This window comes from Chloroflexota bacterium, from assembly GCA_014360825.1.
In the GTDB taxonomy this organism is placed as follows: domain Bacteria; phylum Chloroflexota; class Anaerolineae; order UBA2200; family JACIWT01; genus JACIWT01.
Genome location: JACIWT010000002.1, coordinates 201,259 through 218,320 on the forward strand (window position 1 = coordinate 201,259; position 17,062 = coordinate 218,320).

General features: G+C 57.5%; 14 protein-coding genes and 1 tRNA gene. 4 read left to right on the top strand and 11 right to left on the bottom strand.

Annotated elements, in window-relative coordinates; all coding sequences use genetic code 11:
• Positions 1-4 precede the first annotated feature (4 nt).
• The 8 genes from H5T64_02260 to nusA form a co-directional block, all read right to left on the bottom strand.
• On the bottom strand, positions 5-1,456 hold the full coding sequence (locus tag H5T64_02260; GenBank protein ID MBC7263163.1) for an RtcB family protein: 1,452 nt from the start codon (positions 1,454-1,456) through the stop codon (positions 5-7).
• Positions 1,457-1,468: 12 nt separating this feature from the next.
• Positions 1,469-2,806 (bottom strand): bifunctional riboflavin kinase/FAD synthetase, encoded by a 1,338-nt coding sequence (locus H5T64_02265; GenBank protein ID MBC7263164.1) that lies wholly within the window; start codon positions 2,804-2,806, stop codon positions 1,469-1,471.
• Positions 2,807-2,814: 8 nt separating this feature from the next.
• Positions 2,815-3,714, bottom strand: coding sequence for a tRNA pseudouridine(55) synthase TruB (truB, locus tag H5T64_02270; protein MBC7263165.1), 900 nt, complete (start codon positions 3,712-3,714; stop codon positions 2,815-2,817).
• A gap of 17 nt (positions 3,715-3,731) precedes the next feature.
• On the bottom strand, positions 3,732-4,730 hold the full coding sequence (locus H5T64_02275; GenBank protein ID MBC7263166.1) for a bifunctional oligoribonuclease/PAP phosphatase NrnA: 999 nt from the start codon (positions 4,728-4,730) through the stop codon (positions 3,732-3,734).
• A complete protein-coding gene (gene rbfA, locus H5T64_02280) occupies positions 4,690-5,067 on the bottom strand; it encodes a 30S ribosome-binding factor RbfA (GenBank protein ID MBC7263167.1) in 378 nt (125 codons plus the stop codon). The genes H5T64_02275 and rbfA overlap by 41 nt, the downstream gene beginning before the upstream one ends.
• A 22-nt stretch (positions 5,068-5,089) precedes the next feature.
• A complete protein-coding gene (gene infB, locus H5T64_02285; protein MBC7263168.1) occupies positions 5,090-7,321 on the bottom strand; it encodes a translation initiation factor IF-2 in 2,232 nt (743 codons plus the stop codon).
• A 464-nt stretch (positions 7,322-7,785) separates the two neighbouring features.
• Positions 7,786-8,073, bottom strand: coding sequence for a YlxR family protein (locus H5T64_02290; GenBank protein MBC7263169.1), 288 nt, complete (start codon positions 8,071-8,073; stop codon positions 7,786-7,788).
• A 49-nt stretch (positions 8,074-8,122) separates the two neighbouring features.
• The gene (gene nusA, locus H5T64_02295) at positions 8,123-9,661 is read right to left on the bottom strand and encodes a transcription termination/antitermination protein NusA (protein MBC7263170.1); all 1,539 of its coding nucleotides are present in this window, start codon (positions 9,659-9,661) and stop codon (positions 8,123-8,125) included.
• 294 nt (positions 9,662-9,955) lie between these two features.
• On the opposite strand from nusA, the gene H5T64_02300 reads away from it, so the two are divergent.
• The 3 genes from H5T64_02300 (at position 9,956) to H5T64_02310 (ending at position 12,127) form a co-directional block, all read left to right on the top strand.
• Positions 9,956-10,210: a translation elongation factor-like protein gene (locus H5T64_02300; protein MBC7263171.1), complete on the top strand. Its 255-nt coding sequence runs from the start codon at positions 9,956-9,958 to the stop codon at positions 10,208-10,210.
• Between the two features lie 101 nt (positions 10,211-10,311).
• Entirely contained in the window at positions 10,312-11,718 is a 1,407-nt protein-coding gene (locus tag H5T64_02305) for a DUF5107 domain-containing protein (protein MBC7263172.1), read from the top strand.
• 31 nt (positions 11,719-11,749) lie between these two features.
• On the top strand, positions 11,750-12,127 hold the full coding sequence (locus H5T64_02310; protein MBC7263173.1) for a hypothetical protein: 378 nt from the start codon (positions 11,750-11,752) through the stop codon (positions 12,125-12,127).
• 70 nt (positions 12,128-12,197) lie between these two features.
• On the opposite strand, the gene H5T64_02315 is transcribed toward H5T64_02310, so the two are convergent.
• Both H5T64_02315 and H5T64_02320 read right to left on the bottom strand, forming a co-directional pair.
• Entirely contained in the window at positions 12,198-12,893 is a 696-nt protein-coding gene (locus H5T64_02315) for a type II toxin-antitoxin system HicB family antitoxin (GenBank protein ID MBC7263174.1), read from the bottom strand.
• Positions 12,894-12,932: 39 nt separating this feature from the next.
• A complete protein-coding gene (locus H5T64_02320) occupies positions 12,933-15,353 on the bottom strand; it encodes an FtsX-like permease family protein (protein ID MBC7263175.1) in 2,421 nt (806 codons plus the stop codon).
• Between H5T64_02320 and H5T64_02325 the strand changes: the two genes are divergently transcribed.
• Positions 15,324-15,397, top strand: a tRNA-Pro gene (locus H5T64_02325). The two genes, H5T64_02320 and H5T64_02325, sit on opposite strands and share 30 nt — an antisense overlap.
• Before the next feature lie 10 nt (positions 15,398-15,407).
• On the opposite strand, the gene mazG is transcribed toward H5T64_02325, so the two are convergent.
• Entirely contained in the window at positions 15,408-16,874 is a 1,467-nt protein-coding gene (gene mazG / locus H5T64_02330) for a nucleoside triphosphate pyrophosphohydrolase (GenBank protein MBC7263176.1), read from the bottom strand.
• Between the last annotated feature and the right edge of the window lie 188 nt (positions 16,875-17,062).

Here is a 17,062-nt window from a genome sequence, read left to right on the forward strand (position 1 = left end):
GGCTTTAGCCCTTCATCACCCCGATGGGCTCCAGGCGCGCCACCTTGCGCGCTAACCCAGCCTTGTGCACTACCTCCACCACGCGGTCAATGTCTTTGTAGGCATCTGGTGCCTCTTCGGCCAGCCCGGCCATGCTCCCTGCCTTCACTACGATGCCTTTCTGTTCGAGTTCGGCTCGCAGTTGCTCGCCTCGAATCTGGCGCTTGGCAGCAGCCCGGCTGGCCACCCGTCCTGCACCGTGACAGGTAGAACCAAAACTTTCCTCCATCGCTTGTTTTGTGCCCACTAATACATACGATGCGGTTCCCATATCACCGGGGATGAGGACGGGTTGGCCTACGTCACGGTAGTCTGGCGGCAGTGCGCTGTGTCCAGGGCCGAAGGACCGCGTTGCCCCTTTGCGGTGCACACATAGTTTCACCTTCTGGCCGTCAATCTCATACTCCTCGATCTTGGCGATGTTATGCGCCACATCGTAGATTAAGCGCAGGTGCCAATCTTTCACTTTACCTCCAAGTACTTCCTCGAAAGTGCGCCTCGTCAAGTAGGTCATCACCTGTCGGTTGGCCCAGGCGTAATTGGCCGCACAAACCATCGCCGCGAAGTAAGCCTGCCCCTCCGGTGAATCAAAAGGTGCGCACACCAGTTCGCGGTCTGGTAAACGGATCTTGTAGCGATCCACTGCGCTCTGGAGCGAACTCACGTAGTCGGTGCAGATCTGATGACCCATAGCCCGCGAGCCGGAGTGAATCCATACCGCAATGTCTCCCACACGGAGCCCGAAGCGCTTTGCCACCTCCTCGTCATAGACTTCGACAATCTCGTCAATCTCCAAGAAGTGGTTGCCTGAACCCAGCGTGCCCACCTGGTCATTGGCGCGTTTCTTAGCCCGCTGACTCACCTTGCTGGCATCGCCTCCAGCCATGCTGCCGCCCTCTTCGGTATGTGCCAGGTCTTCGTCGGTAGCATAGCCCCTGCGCTTAGCCCAACGCGAGCCTTGCTCCAGCACTTCGTCCAGATCACGAGCACTGACCTGCACATCGCCCCCCCGACCCACACCGCTGGGCACGTTCTTGAAGAGAGCACTCATGAGTTGCTGTATGTACGGCTTAATCTCTTCCGCACGGATGGCGCTGGATAGCAACCGCACCCCGCAGTTGATGTCGTATCCCACTCCTCCAGGCGAAATCACCCCGTTAGGTAAGAGAGTCGCCGCCACCCCTCCGATAGGGAAGCCGTAACCCTGGTGCATATCGGGCATAGCCAGGGCATAGCGCACTACGCCAGGCAGGGTGGCGGTATTGATTAGTTGCTCCATGGATCGGTCGCGCATGGCCATTTCTAGTAAGTCATCGTCGGCGTAAACGCGCGCCGGGACACGCATGTCAGGACGATACCCCTTGGGTATCTCGTACAGCACATCGCTCAATTTTCTCAACTCGCTCTTGCTGACCATTTTGATCCCTCCTCACACGTCAAAGATGATCGTCGCCACGAATCCATTTGCATTCTCCTCGATGTGCAGCCCGTGGAACGTAGCAGCCTTGATGTGTTTGTAGATGCAAGTAGGTGGGCCACCCCGCACAAGTGCTCTCAGTTTGGTATCCGAAAGTTCTGTGATGGTGAATTCTGTGTAAACTTCGTCATGCTCGTCTTGCATGTACAATAACTCGTTCAGCCAATTCACGAGCAATGCCTCGCGATCTTGAGCCGCCAATTCTATGTGCCTCTCTGGTCCCATAGCGGCTACTTTTTCGGCGCCGCACACGAGTTGGAACATCCCATAGGCAGCGTTCGCATACAAATCTGAGAGGGTGTTCCCATAAGCGCGGATCGCTAAGTCCGCGGTATGCTCGATCTCCTCGAATCTTCGGGGCTCTGGCATAAATTGTACCTCGCGCAGGATCATTTGTGCCTCTCGGACATCATTTTGTATCTGCTCCACCAGTTCTGGAGCACTCGCGAACTGTTTCTCCGAGCGCAGTCGTTTCACGAACTCGACGGCTAGGTCCTGTCCGTAAAGATCGCATCTCTCGTCGATAATATGTACTTCAACGACCCGAACCCCCTCGCCAAAGGTGGGGCGCGTGCCGATGTTTGCCACTGCCGGATAGCGGATGCCGCCAATTAGGGCGAATGCGGCGTATACACCGTCCCCAGGCATGGCTCGCTCTTCGCGCACAGCCAAATTGGCGGTGGGGAAGCCCAAGTCACGCCCACGCGCCATGCCAGTCACCACCTCGCCCGAAAGGCTGTAGTAGCGCCCTAATAGCCGTGCAGCCTCGGCGACATCCCCTTTACTCAAAAGGTCTCTTATCCCGCTGCTGCTAATGGGTTCTGAATCTCCTCGGACCGTGGGGATGACGTGCAACACATACCCAAACTCATCGCCCAGCCGGCGCAGAGTCTCCACGTCTCCCTCACGGTCCCGCCCCAGAGCGAAATCCTCGCCTGTCCACAGTTCCCTCATCCGCAGCCGGTCCACAAGAGTGCGTACGAACTCACGGGCCGGTGTTGCCGCCACCTCCGGGGTGAAAGCAAGCAGGACCATGATATCCAAGCCGAGTTGCTCCAGCAAAACGGCTTTCTCGCCCGGTGTGGTCAAATACTGGATTCCCTTTGACGAGTGCAAGACGGCACGAGGATGAGGGTAGAAAGTAACCAGGCCGCTCAGGCGATTGGTCTTCTGCGCCCGGGCAATCACTTGGCGGAGCAGAACTTGGTGTCCGCGATGGACACCGTCATAAGCACCGATAGTTAGAACGGTGTCCTTATCCAGATTTGCGTCCTCGAGCCGGTCAATCACTCGCATGGCTACTTAGGCCAGAATACTTTCTGGGGATGCCAAAGGTCTATTGCCTGATCCTGAGCCAGCAGGGCGACGAAGTTACCATCGGGCGAGTAAGCACGGCAGAGCACGCCCTGCACGGGTACCGGCAGTGTAATCTGCTGTCCGTGGATCACTCTGGCAAAGTCGTTCTCACTCAAAACCACCGCTGGGTATTGCTTAACTGCTTCGTCCATCGGCACAAGCAACTTGGTCCAGTGACCTTTCTCTGCCGCGTCTTCTAATTCAGCCAGCGTAACAGCATCCTCAGCGCGAAAAGAACCTACTGACAGTCGGCGCAAGGCGACCAGATGCGCTCCACAGCCCAAGGCCTGTCCCAGATCATGAGCCAAAGAGCGAACGTAAGTCCCCTTACCACAGGTCACAGTAAATTCTAACTCGGGTGGCATCCACTCAGTAAGTTGTATTTCGTGCACATGCACCGGTCGTGCTGCGACCTCCATCGCCTCGCCTCGGCGGGCTCGCGCATAGAGCGGTTGCCCCTGGTGCTTGATGGCGGAAAACATGGGTGGCACTTGCTCGATCACGCCAACAAACTGAAGCAGTGCCCTTTCGACTATGGCGCGGTCTGTGGGGATATCATTGCTTGTGGCAACCACGCGTCCTTCGGCATCGTAAGTATCTGTACTCACGCCTAGGCGAACGCGGGCTTGGTACACCTTCGTACTCTGCATCAAATACTCAGCCAGCCGTGTCGCCTGACCTACACAAAGCAGCAGCACCCCGGTTGCCATCGGGTCAAGCGTACCGGCGTGCCCCACTCGCTTCTGCCCCGTTATCCGGCGTACCTGAGCAACCACATCGTGTGAGGTCCACCCCGCTGGTTTATCCAAGTTCAAGATGCCAGACGGCGATGTCTGCCCCATTTGAGAGTAATCCACCCTTACGTTTCACATGGCGATGGACGGGCGCGTTTTTCCTCAGCCTGTTCGGACAGCGATTGCTCTAAGGCCGACAGCACAATCTCTCGCACTTCATCCAGCGAGCCCTTGAGAATACACCCCGCAGCCTGAGGATGACCGCCTCCACCCAAACGCAGTGCAACATCGGACACTTTCCATCCCCGGCTGGCGCGCATCCCGGCTTCGATGCGACCGTCGTTACGCTCGCGGAAAAGCACGGCCACATCGGCATCCGACGTGCTAGCCAGGAAATTAACGATGCCGCTAAGTTCATCTGCCGAGGCGTCGTAGCGGTGCAGCGTCTCGTTGTCTATCGTTGTGTACAGGATGCGTCCTCGCCTTTGTGCGTTCACAAGAGCCTGCCCCCACAAGTAAATAGCCGAAGCGGGCAGCCGGTTGTACACCAGTTCTGTGATATCGCGAAGGGATGCTCCCGCCTCCATCATAGCCACCGCCCGCCGGAGTGTATCCGCCGTGACGTTCGGGGTGCGGAAGCATTGTGTATCGGTTACCAGCCCTGTGAGCAGCCCTGTCGCGGAGTTTATATCTAACGGGACATCTAATTCATTTGCCAAATCGTAAATGATCTCGGCTGTGGAAGATATATCCTCCACTAAATTCACGTCACCGAAGTGCGTATTGGTGATATGGTGATCAATGTTGATCACCGGCACAGTTGCGAAAACTGCCATATCATACAGTGCTCCGATGCGCTCGGTATCGCTCGTATCCACCACGATGATCAAATCACAACCCTCAGGGTGGTGCGGGAGGATCTCACCAGCACCGGGCAGGAACCTGTAGCGCGAGGGAATCGGGTCGGCACAGACTACCGAGACGTGCTTGCCCATCCGACGCAAGAGCCACCCTAATCCCAGTGCGGATCCGATGGTATCCCCATCCGGTGCGATGTGGCAGATCACAACGATGGATTTCGCCTCAGCGATGAGTTTCTTCGCCCGTCTGATCGTTTTGTTCATTTTTGAGCCCACCCAAGAGGGCATCAATACGCACTCCCCGATAGAAAGCCTCATCCAAGCGGAATTCCAGATCGGGCACGAATCTCAGGTCAAGGGCATGAGCCAATTCGCGGCGGATGAACCCTCTGGCATGTTCCAAGCCATCCAGAGCGGCCTTCGTCTCTTCGGCCTCACCGAGCACGGTGACGTATACACGGGCCAGTTTGAGATCTGCGGTGATCTCCACCCCTGTAACGGTCACGTGTTCGAGACGAGGGTCCTTCATCTTTCTTGACAGCAGGTCGCTGACCTCATGATGAATCAAATCGCTGACTCGACGTTGACGACGATTGGCCATCTGTCTTTCCGGGGTGAACGTCTTAGCTCACCCGCTCCTTTCTGTAAAACTCGATCACGTCACCCTCCTGGAAGGCATCAAACCCGTCGAGACCGATCCCGCACTCTAACCCGGCTGCCACCTCACGCACATCTTCAGTGAAGCGGCGGAGTGATGCCACCCCACCATCGAAGAGCACTTGGCCATCACGCCAGACGCGGGCCTTGGCGTTGCGGGCCGCCTGACCATCGGTTACCAGGCAACCCGCGACATTACCCCGCTTGCGGATGTGGAAGATAGCGCGCACTTCTGCATGGCCAATGGTCACATCCTGATAGACGGGCTCTAAGAGACCTTGGAGGGCTTTATCTATGTCGTCCACCAATTTGTAGATGATGTCATAAAAACGAACATCCACACCATTGGCCTCGGCGGCGCGAGCAGCGGCAGTATCCATGGAGACGCCGAAGCCAATGACGATAGCATTGGAGGCTACGGCCAGCATGATATCCGACTCGGTGATGTTGCCAATGCTCTGGCGCAGGAATTTAACCTTAAGTTTCTCACTGCTTAATTTCTCCACAGAAGAAACAATGGGTTCAATGGATCCCTGCACATCTGCTTTGAGGATGATGTTGAGTTCTTTCACTTGTCCAGCAGCCGCTTGGGCGTAGATTTCGTCCAAAGTCAGCCTTTTCGTTGGTCGCTGCTCGGTTTCCCGGCGCGCCATTGCCGCCTCATGAGCCAATGATCTCGCCTCGCGTTCATCTTTCACAACCCGGAACGATTCACCCGCCACAGGAACGTCCTCAAGCCCCAGGACAAGCACTGGTGTGGAGGGTCCAGCACTTTCGAGGCGTTCCCCTTTATCATCAAATAAGGCGCGCACCTTGCCATAGGTTTCGCCGATGACCACAAAATCTCCAAGGCGAAGAGTACCTTCCTGCACCAGCAAGGTGGCCACAGGTCCCTTGGTCTTGTCCAGTTCCGCCTCGATGACTGTGCCGCGGGCTGGCTCATCTGGCAAGGCACGTAGTTCTTGGACATCGGCTACCAACAGGATCATTTCCAACAGCGCGTCAATACCAATGTGCTTCTTGGCCGAGACGGGCACGCAGACTACATCTCCACCGAATTCCTCAATGACCAGGCCGGCGTCGGCGAGTTGCTGCTTGACCAAGTCGGGGTTGGCATTTTCCTTGTCGATTTTGTTGAGGGCTACAATGATGGGAACGCGAGCCGCGCGGGCGTGGTCAATGGCCTCCAGCGTTTGCGGCATTACCCCATCGTCGGCAGCGACTACCAACACGGCGATGTCCGTGACCTTCGCGCCTCGCGCGCGCATGGCAGTGAAGGCCTCGTGTCCTGGTGTGTCCAGGAAGGTGATCTTGCGACCGTGGTGTTGTACCTGATAAGCGCCGATATGCTGGGTGATACTGCCAGCCTCTCCTGCTGCGACGTTGGTCTCGCGGATGGCATCCAGCAGGCTGGTCTTACCGTGGTCCACGTGTCCCATTACCGTCACCACCGGCGGGCGCAGAGTTAGGCGCGCCACCTCCTCGGCCGTGTACTGGCGTCGGGTCGGCGTTTCTTCAATCGCCTCTTCAACCTCCGGCTCTGGTGGGCGTTCTTCGATTGGCCGGAATCCCATATCCTCGGCGACGATGGCAGCGGTTTCATAGTCAATCTGCTGGTTGATATTCGCCATCACGCCGTTTTTCATCAGTTCTTTGATCACATCAATCGGGCTGCGCTTCATTAAGGCAGCCAAATCGCGAACACTGATGGTGCTGGGTATCACAATTTCATTAGATATCTCTACGGCGGGAGCCTGGGATGGCTCTATGGTAGGAGCCTCGATTGCCGGTTGCTCGGTAACCGCCTGAGGCATAGTTGTAGGCGCTGGCTTCGGCGGTACAGATGTTTTGGCTCTTCTTGCGCCGCTGACACGTTTTGATGCTGCTGGACGCTGACCCTTTGCCTGAGTCTCTGGCGTGGAGACCGGACGCGGCTTCTCTTTCGGCACAGGCTTCTTGCCTCTTCCAGGTTCGCTCCCTTTGCGAGCCACAGGCTTCTCTCCTTCTTGCGGTTGTCCTCGAGATGCTTTTGCTCTGGATTGCAAGGGAGCAGAATCCGGCTTGCTAGTCGGCGAGTCGTGTGTCATCTGCTTACTCTTGCGTCTGTCCGGCCTTGTAGCAGCGGTAATTGTTTTTTTGCCCTCAGGTTGAGAGGGGACGGAGTCCGTAGCCCTCTCTACCTTATTTTTTCTTGTCATACGCGCCTCCCGCTCACTCTCTCCCCTCACACGACGGCTTCAATCGCCTGGCGCTCACGAATTATCCGGCTTGTTCACTCAGAAGCGCCTGGACAATGTGATACTCGGTGTATGAGTGCTATGTCTGTTGTGTGAGGCGAGAGCGCAAATTAAGAATGTTATACTGTAGGCACGCGGTATGAGGGACACTCGCGCAAACCGAGGCATCGGATGCTTGTATCAGCGCGATTCAGATTGCTTCCAAGCGAATGCCCGTTCGCGCCAATGTCATGGGTGCGGGGGTTTCAGGGGGAGGAAAAGTCACCTCAATTTGCCATACTGATCCTCCCACACGATGAGTCTCTGTTTTTCCCACGCGCTCATATTCATACCGCTGGTTTTGTGCTCCACCTCCCGCGCCGGACCAGCGCAGGAGGTGAAAATCTCTCCTTGTTTTGGACCGTCGTCATTCCCATAGCGTGGACCTACGCCCCCTCTGCCTCTTCTGGCAAGTTGGCTGCGTATTCCCTCAAGGTGGTTTCTTGCTCGGGCGACAGTTGGATCTTGAGGGCGTAGCCTATTCTACCTTTTGCCAGGGCTCCTGTCCAGCACTTCCGTGCCCGACACAAATACACCCCACGGCCAGATACCTTGCCAGTTTCGTCCACGCGCACATCTCCCTCTGGGGTGCGTACAATCCGAATCAATTCTCTTTTGCTCAGCACCTTGCGACATTCAACGCAGGTGCGCTGCGGTATGTGCTTCTTGCGCATCCGTGATATCCAAACCCCGGCCACAACCAACTTGCGAATTCCCTACGGCTTAGTACTCCTCTTCCTCGTCCCAGGGCTCTCGGCTGCGGCCCGGCTTGCGTTTGCGTTGCACGATTACTTGGCCAAGCCGCTCATCGTACACTAGTGCCCGTCGGCGTTCCTTACGGCGTTTCTTCTCGCTGATTTTATGGTCTAGTGTTTCCTCTTCTTCCTCTTCTTCCCAGAACTCCTCATATTCTGGCTCCTGGTCAACTGCCTCTATCTCTTCTGGAATGGGCATCGCCTCAACTACCGGTGCAGCAGCCAACGGCTCCTCCACAGCCTGGGGCTCAGGCTCTATTGGCTGGGTTTCCTCTGTCGGGACTAATGCTTCCTCTGCGGCTTCGGCTATTTCAACCACGCTTTCTTCTGCCACTGGCATTGCCTCGCCCTCTTGAGCCAGCGAGGCCTCTGCTTCGGCGAGCAGCGCTTGAGCCGCGGCAATTGCTTCGGCTTCCTTTTCCGCCTGGGCAGCTGCCTCCGCCTCTTCAGCAGCCCGTCGCTGGGCCTCTTCGGCTGCCTCGCTTGCACTCTTGATGTCTATGCGCCAGCCTGTCAGTTTCGCCGCCAAACGGGCATTCTGGCCCTCTTTGCCGATGGCCAGCGAGAGTTGCTTATCGGGCACGACAACAGTGGCCGTCTTGCTCGCTTCGTCCAGGACGACGCTATCCACTTTGGCAGGGCTTAATGCGTTGCCGATGAACGTGGCCATGTTTTCATCCCAGGCCACTACGTCAATTTTCTCGCCGTTCAATTCGTTCACTATGTTCTGAATGCGCACGCCTCGCATACCCACACACGATCCCACTGGGTCTACACCGGGCTGAAGGGCAGCGACAGCAACCTTCGAGCGTGACCCCGGCTCACGGGCAATGGCCTTCACCTCTACAGTGCCCGCTGCGACCTCGGGCACTTCATCTTCTAACAGGCGCTTTAGCAACTGGCGATGGGTCCGCGAGACCCATACCCGTGGCCCGCGGGGCGTTTTCTCCACATCGTAGACATAAACCTTCAGGCGCTGGTTCTGAGCATAGTACTCACCTGGGATCTGCTCACTGGGAGGCAGGATCGCCTCGCCTCGGTGTAGGCTGAGCACGACATTGCCCTTCGGGTCCACATTGCGCACCGTGCCACTGATCTTCTCGCCCACTCTCTCGGCCCAGTCGGCATATTGTGTATCGCGCTCGGCCTCTCGGATGCGCTGCAAGATGATCTGTTTCGCGGTTTGTGCCGCGATCCGGCCGAAGTCCCGCGGTGTCAACTCTACCAACACCGTGCTGCCAATGCTCGCTTTTGGATCTATCTTCTGGGCATCGGCGAGTGAGATCTGCGTGGCTGGATCCTCGACCTTTTCCACGACCAGGTGTTCAGCAAACACGCGCGCCTTTCCTGTCTCGGGGTCAATTTTGACCGAGACATTCTGTGCTGTGCCATAATTCTTCTTGTACGCCGAGGTCAGCGCAGCCTCGATGGCCTCGAAGACCACCTCGCGAGCCAGGTTTCTCTCATTGCACACCTGTGCGATGGCGATGAGAAAGTCGTTCTTCAAACTATCAACCTCCTGCGGTAGATGTACATCCGCACGTGTGAATAGAGGCCAGTCCTGGCCTCCCACAAGAAGAAAAGTGGGAAGTCCGCCCACTTTTCCTCAAAATGATGCGCTACTAAAGTATACCAGAAAGTTCCGATTTAGGCAAGTGCTGGGTTTCATTGTTTTCCGTCTGATATCCTGTACCACTGGACAAACGCTTCACATTGATGTATATTCTCTGTGGACGATGAGAAGGATCGTGGACGTTTCACAGAAGGGCTCGAGAAAGGATCACGCTGGAGGAGGTGAAAAGTGGCCGAGCAACTGATTGGTACAGTGTCACATTTTTTCAACCGCATCGAAGTCGCTGCTATTGAACTCGCTGGCACGCTGAAAGTGGGCGATACCATCCACATCCTTGGTCGTACGACCGACTTCATCCAGGAAGTTACCTCCATGCAGATCGAGCATCGTAACGTGCCAGAAGCGGGCAAGGGTGATTCCGTTGGCATCAAGGTGATCGATCGCGTGCGGGCCGGAGACAAAGTCTACAAGATTAGCTCCTGATGTGTCAGGCGGACTGAACGGGGCAACGTTGTAAGCCAGCACTGGAGCGAGAATCTGCGCAGGGGCGTATTCTCGCGTCAGGTGAAGGGGCCCGGAGAGATATGGACCTCAGCGTTGAGAAACGCGAAGGCTTCACAGCCTTGGCGATCCAGAGTGATGCCTTGCGCGTTACCGTTTTGCCCGAATTGGGCGGCAAAATCGTTAACATCATCGATTTGTCCAGTGGGCGGGATGTACTCTGGCACAATCCCTGTCGCCCATACAAATGGCGCCGGTTGGGCGACCGTTTCGAGGATCATGATTTTAGCGGCTTTGACGAATGCCTGCCTACTATTGCTCCTTGTCCGTACCCGGAGGCTCCCTGGCGTGGCATCCTATTGCCAGACCATGGTGATGCCTGGACCCAGGCCTGGGAGTGGTGGTTTGAAGAAGAGAGTTTGGGCATGCGTGTGCGGGGCATACAGTTGCCCTACGTGCTGGATAGACGTATCGCTTTGCAAATGGGCAGCACACTTTTTCTTTCCTACTGCTTAGCGAACGAATCGCCTTATCCATTGCATCTTACTTGGTCTGCCCACCCGCTGTTCGCAGTGGGTCCAGGCACGCGCATCTTACTGCCAGTCGTCGGACAGGTGTATGTGGATAGTTCCTACGGCGGCCGATTGGGAGAACCTGGGAGCAAACATCCCTGGCCCATTACGTGTGATAAGAGAGGGCAGCACACCGATTTGAGTGTTACCCCACCACTGGAGGCAGGTTGGGCAGACAAGTTGTACGTCACGGCATTGCGTGAGGGCTGGGCTGCTCTCTATGACCCGTCAAACGACTACTATGTTTTGCTTTCGTTCCCTCTCGATGTAGTACCGTATCTCGGCATCTGGCTGAACGCCGGGGGATGGCCCGAAAGCAATCCAGTGTACCATCTGGCGCTCGAACCCTGTACTGGCTACCCCGACCGGCTCGATGTGGCTGTGACATCTGGTACGGCGATGAGTCTGAGACCGAGCGAAACTGCCAGATGGGAACTCGTCATCACCATCGGACATGGCCGCGTAGCAGGTGTCATCCATGAGAGTGTGGAGATCCATGCGTCACCAGCGTGTGTATGGGAAGCGCTGACCCGGGAGGAGCAATTGCGATGTTGGTGGGGCGAGGGAGTCCGCCTGGAGCCCTGGGTAGGAGGAGCCTTCGTGGAGCCATGGCAGCGGGAAGATGGTACGCTAGTTATCACCTCAGGCCGCGTGGTGGAATTTGTTCCTGCCAGGTGTTTGACCCTTACCTGGGCTGACGAAGGTTGGCCAGGCGAGACATGGGTCGCATTCCATTTGGTTGGCATTCCGGAGGGCACCCGTTTGACAGTGCGGCACGGGGGATGGGAGGCTTTCCAAGCGGACGAGGGGACCACATTGCGGGAAACCCATCGTCAGGGTTGGCGCGAGTTGCTCGGTTTGCTGACGCGATGGCTCGAGGACTCAGACCGCAACTCAGAAAGGCCAACCTGCGTATAAAAAGTGATTGAAGAAAATCAGGAGGTTGCACATGAAACGTCCGGATGGCATCTTGGTGATCAGCATCTATCAATGGGTCATAGGAGCAGTCTGTTTGTTCGCGATCTGCGGATTAGGGTTCTTGCTCCTGATTATGGGAGCGGTCTTGACAGAGGAACCCGACGCCAGAATTCCCATGGCCGTTCTCGCTACGGTCGTCGTCTTCGGGGCAGGCTTGCTGCTGCTCTACGGCCTGGCCCAAGTTATCGCTGGTTGGGGGCTCTATCACATGAAACCCTGGGGCCGAATCCTGACCATCATCCTCTCTGTATTGCGACTGCTGAACTTTCCAGTCGGCACCATCATTGGTGGAGCCATCATCTACTACCTGGTACGCCCAGAAATTGAGGCCATGTTCAAGGGCGACTGAACGTCTCGAAAGCGCATTAGCGAGCCCCTCCACTGGGAGGGGCTTTTTGGTTATATGGTAACCTCTGTTGTCATCGCACGAAACGTCCGGATGGGCGCAGGCGCTCTGCTATTTCGTCTATATGCTCGCGTTCGTGCTCCAGGAAGCGCCGGAAAACTTTGCGTGCACTCCACAATTCACCATCTCCAGCGGCCACTACTCTGCTACGGTCTTCTGTCGTCATACTACGTAGCCGTTGGACAGCCAACTCGCGCACGAGGGCCAACCGGTCGAAGACATTGCGACGCGGGGGCAGGCGAGGCACGTCGTGCCAAATGCGGGTGAGGTACCAGTGTTCGGCGTTGGCGATGTGACGCAATATCTCGCGGATGGTGCGCACACGCGGCAGGGGGCGGGCGTCCAAAATCGAGTCTGGCACATCACGCACCAAGCGCAGCAATATATCGCGGGCGTGATCCATCAGCCGCATGAACCGCTCGATCTCATCCTCTGTGACAGGCACACGCTCAGGTTCGTAGAAACCGATAAGCCCAGTGGTCACGGTGCTGGGATTACGTTCCACGATGTCGAACGCGATGGGTTCGCCCTCTGGTGGGGCGGTTTCTCCGTATTCTCGCAACCAAGCCAAGTATTCAGCAATAGCCTGGGGCAAACGCTCCTCTGCTTCCTCTGGAGAGTTGCCCTGGGCGATGCAGCCGGGCAAATCGAGGACGTGGATCATAGTGTGACCGTTGCGTTTCGTCTGCATGTAAGCCGCGTATCGCACGATAAGCCTCCTGGTCATATTGGACATAAACACCGAAACCTATTCATATCTCAGTGCCTCCCGCGCAGGCAACCGCGCTGCTGCCAACGCCGGTCCCAGACTGGCTACCACCGCTAAAGTCAATGCAAATATCACTCCTGAACCGACCAGATAGGGTGGGTAAAGAAAAGGTATCTGAAATAACACGCCCTCTATGAAACGCACGAATGCCAGACCTAAGGGATAGCCTAAGACAATCCCTGCCGCCCCACCCAACAGCCCCATCGTGCCCCCCTCTGTCAGGTAAACCTGGACGAGATTGGCATCGCTGGCGCCAATGGCGCGCAGAACCCCGATTTCCCTCCGCCGTTCTACCACGCTTAATGTGAGCGTATTCAACACCCCGACGCCGCCTGCCAACGCTACAAGCAAGGTCATGCTATATAGCACAACTGAAAGCAGGCGCGATTGACGCTCGGCCCCGGCCAGGTCACGGTAGGCTGCTTCGACTCCAGGACGCAGGTAGCGATATTCGCGATCAATGTCAGCCAGCACTGCCTCGACTCCACTCGGGCTCGGGTCGTGCACCTGGATGCCGAAGAATGACGTCCATCCCTGTTGTCCTAACAGGCGCTCGAATGTGCTCAGGGGGATGAAAACCTTTCCTGCTACTCGGCTCCCCAGGAAGATGCTGTTATCTATGACGATGCCCCTTACGTGGAAGTCCCGCGTACCTGGCCCGGCCTCCACCTCGATCACATCGCCCACACGGATACCTTTTGCTGCAGCCAGGTCAGCAGAGACCACGGCGCCAACGGGGTCATTTAGGGAGAGCCACTCGCCATCTTGCATCTGAGGGCAATAAAGCACCGTATTCGGGGGCATACCCCACAGCCGGGCCGGGGCGTGGTGCACCCAGCAATCTGTGAATTGCCAAGGTTCCGCGACGGTCACACCTGGCACTGCCTGCAAGGACGCAGCGAAGCCCGTGCCCACCGGTTCGCTAAACCAGACCCAGGCGTCAGCGTTGTAGATGCGGAAGAGATCGCTGACCGCTCGACCGACCGAGAGACGTGTGCTCTGGGCGGCCAGTAACGCGGCGGTGGCAATGGCGATGAAAGCGATGGTGAGCAGATGCCGGGCCTTGCGTCGAGCCAGGTTGCGGACCGCCATAGCGGGCAGAGGGGGCACAGCGGATAAGCGGAAGAGACAGCGATCCACCCAACCCCGGCCGTAGGTGGAGGTGATGCCATAAGAACCCAGTGCCTCCCGTACAGGTATCTGCGCCGCCTGCCACGCTGGAGCGAGGCTCGCGAACAGCGTCACGGCGACGCCCACGATAATGCCAAGACTCAGGCCTGCCGGAGATGGGATGGTGCTCACGGGTATGTTCAGCGCCCGCCCAGTGCGTGCCAGAAGAACCCATCCGCCGAGTGTGCCGCCTACCAGACCGAGTGTGGTGCCTGTCAATCCGTAGATCAATGCCACGACCAAGTAAAGGCGCAGTATCTGTGTTCGTGTGCCACCCAGCGCTTTGATCACGCCGATTTCGCTCACCCCTTCGGCAACTATGGCGGCCATTGTGTTGCTCACCAGAAAAGCGCTGATGACGAGACCCACTCCGGAGAAAAGATACACCAGGCGAATAATCGCATCCAGTTCCCGCTTTCCCTCGAAGTGCTCAGGGTCACGGATAACGGGCGACGCATACGGGATGCCGCGCTTCTCGAACACGCGAGCGATGTCCTGCGCTGTTTGTTCTCGCAGGCGGAAATCGCGCAATCGAATGAGCACGCGGTTATTGCCAGAAATGCCCAGGAAATCGCGGGCCCGGATGATGGGCACATAAGCCAGGATGAGGTTTGTGAATTCAGCCGAGGGATATTCCGGGCTCAGTGCAAACCCGCTGATGGTGAGGGTATGATCACGATTCCCTGTTCCCGCGCGGATGGTGATGGCTTGACCGATGGCGACGTCTGTTACATCTCGCACGGAGGTGTCGAGCAGAATGCCGTCCCAACCCGGATAGTTCCCCTCTTGCAGAAGGATGCGGTTCACGCGGATGTCGGAGAAATCCTCAATGCCCATCAATAAGACATCGCGCCAAAGGCCGCCCAAGTATGCCTTCGCATATAACGTGGCTCGCAATTCGACCTCTTCGACATTTGGCAGGGCCAGTAGGCTGCGCCGCAGGGCGTCGGGAGCATCCCACACCCAGTAAGAGAGATCCGCCTGGGAGGTGTCGGCGTAAACGGCGCGTTGTGCGGCGGCGATGTTCTGCGAGGTGGAGACAATGGCCACCAGCCCGGCCACACCTGCCGCAATGCCGAGGATGGTGAGGAAAGACCTCAATTTGCGCACCCATACGTCTCGGTAGGCCTTGCGCCAGATGCCGTTCATCACCTGCACCATTTGGTGATATGTCGGAAATGGAGTATAATGCTCCTTGGTCGGGGCGTAGCGCAGACCGGTAGCGCGCACGGTTCGGGTCCGTGAAGTCGGAGGTTCAAGTCCTCTCGCCCCGACTGGACGGGGTCATTCTTTTGGAATGGCCCCGTTCTCTTTGACCCCTTCCCACAGGGCATCGAGTTCCTCCAAACTCAGTTCCTCGGGCCGGCGACCCTGTGCTGTACATTCCTCTTCCAGCGCTTTGAACCGCCCCTCGAATTTGAGCGCTGCGGCACGCAGAGCCAGTTCGGCATCCACATCGAGCCATCGCGCTAGATTCACGATCGTGAACAAGAGATCGCCCACTTCGCTCGCCCTGGCGCCGCTGCTCTCCGCGGCCCGCAGTTCTGCCAGTTCCTCGGCCACTTTAGCCCATACTCCCTCGATGTCTGGCCAGTCGAAACCCACTCGCGCGGCACGGCGCTGGATGGCCTGAGCCCGCGCCAAGGCTGGGAGCGTGCCCGGGACGCCAGCCAGGATAGAGGCAGGTTCTTCACCGCCCGCCTTCTCGTGGCGCTTAATCTCCTCCCAATTGGCGATCACCTCACTCGGCCCGCTCACTTGTACATCGCCGAAGACGTGGGGGTGGCGGCGAATCAATTTGGCTAGTATGTGGCGCACCACATCCACCATCTTGAATTCACCTTCCTCCACGGCGATCTGTACGTGGAGCAGGATTTGTAGGAGCAGGTCGCCCAGTTCTTCGCGGAGCATATCGGTGTCATCCTTCTCCAAGGCGTCTAACACCTCATAGGCCTCTTCTAACAGGAAGGGGCGGAGCGAGCGATGGGTTTGCTCCCGGTCCCAGGGACAGCCTCCCGGCGCTCGCAGTTGCGCAACCACAGCCTGGAACGCTTCCAATGAACCGGGCGGGATCAGTGGTGGGAGATAGAGGGTGGTCAGATGTTCGATGTCCGGCTGGCGATCTAACTCGTATAATGGAAGCCGTCGCTGGCTCGCCTGGGCTGTGCCAGCGGACCACACCAAGGTAACTGGATGATCGTCGGGGTAAAGATTCATCAGGGTGAGTTTGACTTCGGCGGCCAGGGGGCGGCTGTAAAGTTGGGCTACCAGCACCGGACGGTCGGGGTTCAGTGGGGGATGGTGAACGGTAGCCAGTTCTGTGGCGTCGGCGAGTTGCAGGCCTTCCAATGGGTCCAGTCCCAGCAGGGTACACACCGGCTCCAGGAAACTGAGACCCTCTACGATGCGTACTGGTAAGCCCTGCTCCGATGCCAGAGCCAGCACTCGGCGCACCGAGGCCTCGCCCACCAGCGGGTGTCCGGGCACGGCGTATAGGACGCCATCGGGCCGCCGAGCCAAATCCAACAGCCGCTCGGCGATGGCCTGATATACCGCCTCGAATGAGGCTCCTTCCTCATAGAGGGCATCGAAAGATTCCACCTGTATGCCCCCGGGGAGACCGGCCACCGCCGGGTGTCGGCGTGTGCGCAAGTAGATCTCTCTGGCAACCCTTATGGTCTCTTGCGCCTCGCTGGTGAGCAGTTTCGGGTCGCCCGGCCCTAACCCCAGGATCGTGATTCCTTCCGCCATATCCACCTCCCACAATCTCATTATACAGCAGTGCGCGACGCATCGGAAAGACTGCACGCGGCGAGACCTAATGTTCCCCCCAGTTGCACTGCGGGATGCCTTATCAACTGCCGCTGAATGGCAGTGCGCGGCAGTACAACTGCCGCTGAACGGTGCTTGGCCTAAAGTCGCCCCTAAGACGGACTGCA

Excerpts from the sequence above, each read along its gene's own strand:
- H5T64_02260 (MBC7263163.1), bottom strand. The coding sequence starts at position 1,456 with ATGGTCAGCAAGAGCGAGTTGAGAAAATTGAGCGATGTGCTGTACGAG.
- truB (MBC7263165.1), bottom strand. The coding sequence starts at position 3,714 with ATGGGGCAGACATCGCCGTCTGGCATCTTGAACTTGGATAAACCAGCG.
- H5T64_02275 (MBC7263166.1), bottom strand. The coding sequence starts at position 4,730 with ATGAACAAAACGATCAGACGGGCGAAGAAACTCATCGCTGAGGCGAAA.
- rbfA (MBC7263167.1), bottom strand. The coding sequence starts at position 5,067 with ATGGCCAATCGTCGTCAACGTCGAGTCAGCGATTTGATTCATCATGAG.
- infB (MBC7263168.1), bottom strand. The coding sequence starts at position 7,321 with ATGACAAGAAAAAATAAGGTAGAGAGGGCTACGGACTCCGTCCCCTCT.
- H5T64_02290 (MBC7263169.1), bottom strand. The coding sequence starts at position 8,073 with ATGCGCAAGAAGCACATACCGCAGCGCACCTGCGTTGAATGTCGCAAG.
- H5T64_02305 (MBC7263172.1), top strand. The coding sequence starts at position 10,312 with ATGGACCTCAGCGTTGAGAAACGCGAAGGCTTCACAGCCTTGGCGATC.
- H5T64_02310 (MBC7263173.1), top strand. The coding sequence starts at position 11,750 with ATGAAACGTCCGGATGGCATCTTGGTGATCAGCATCTATCAATGGGTC.
- mazG (MBC7263176.1), bottom strand. The coding sequence starts at position 16,874 with ATGGCGGAAGGAATCACGATCCTGGGGTTAGGGCCGGGCGACCCGAAA.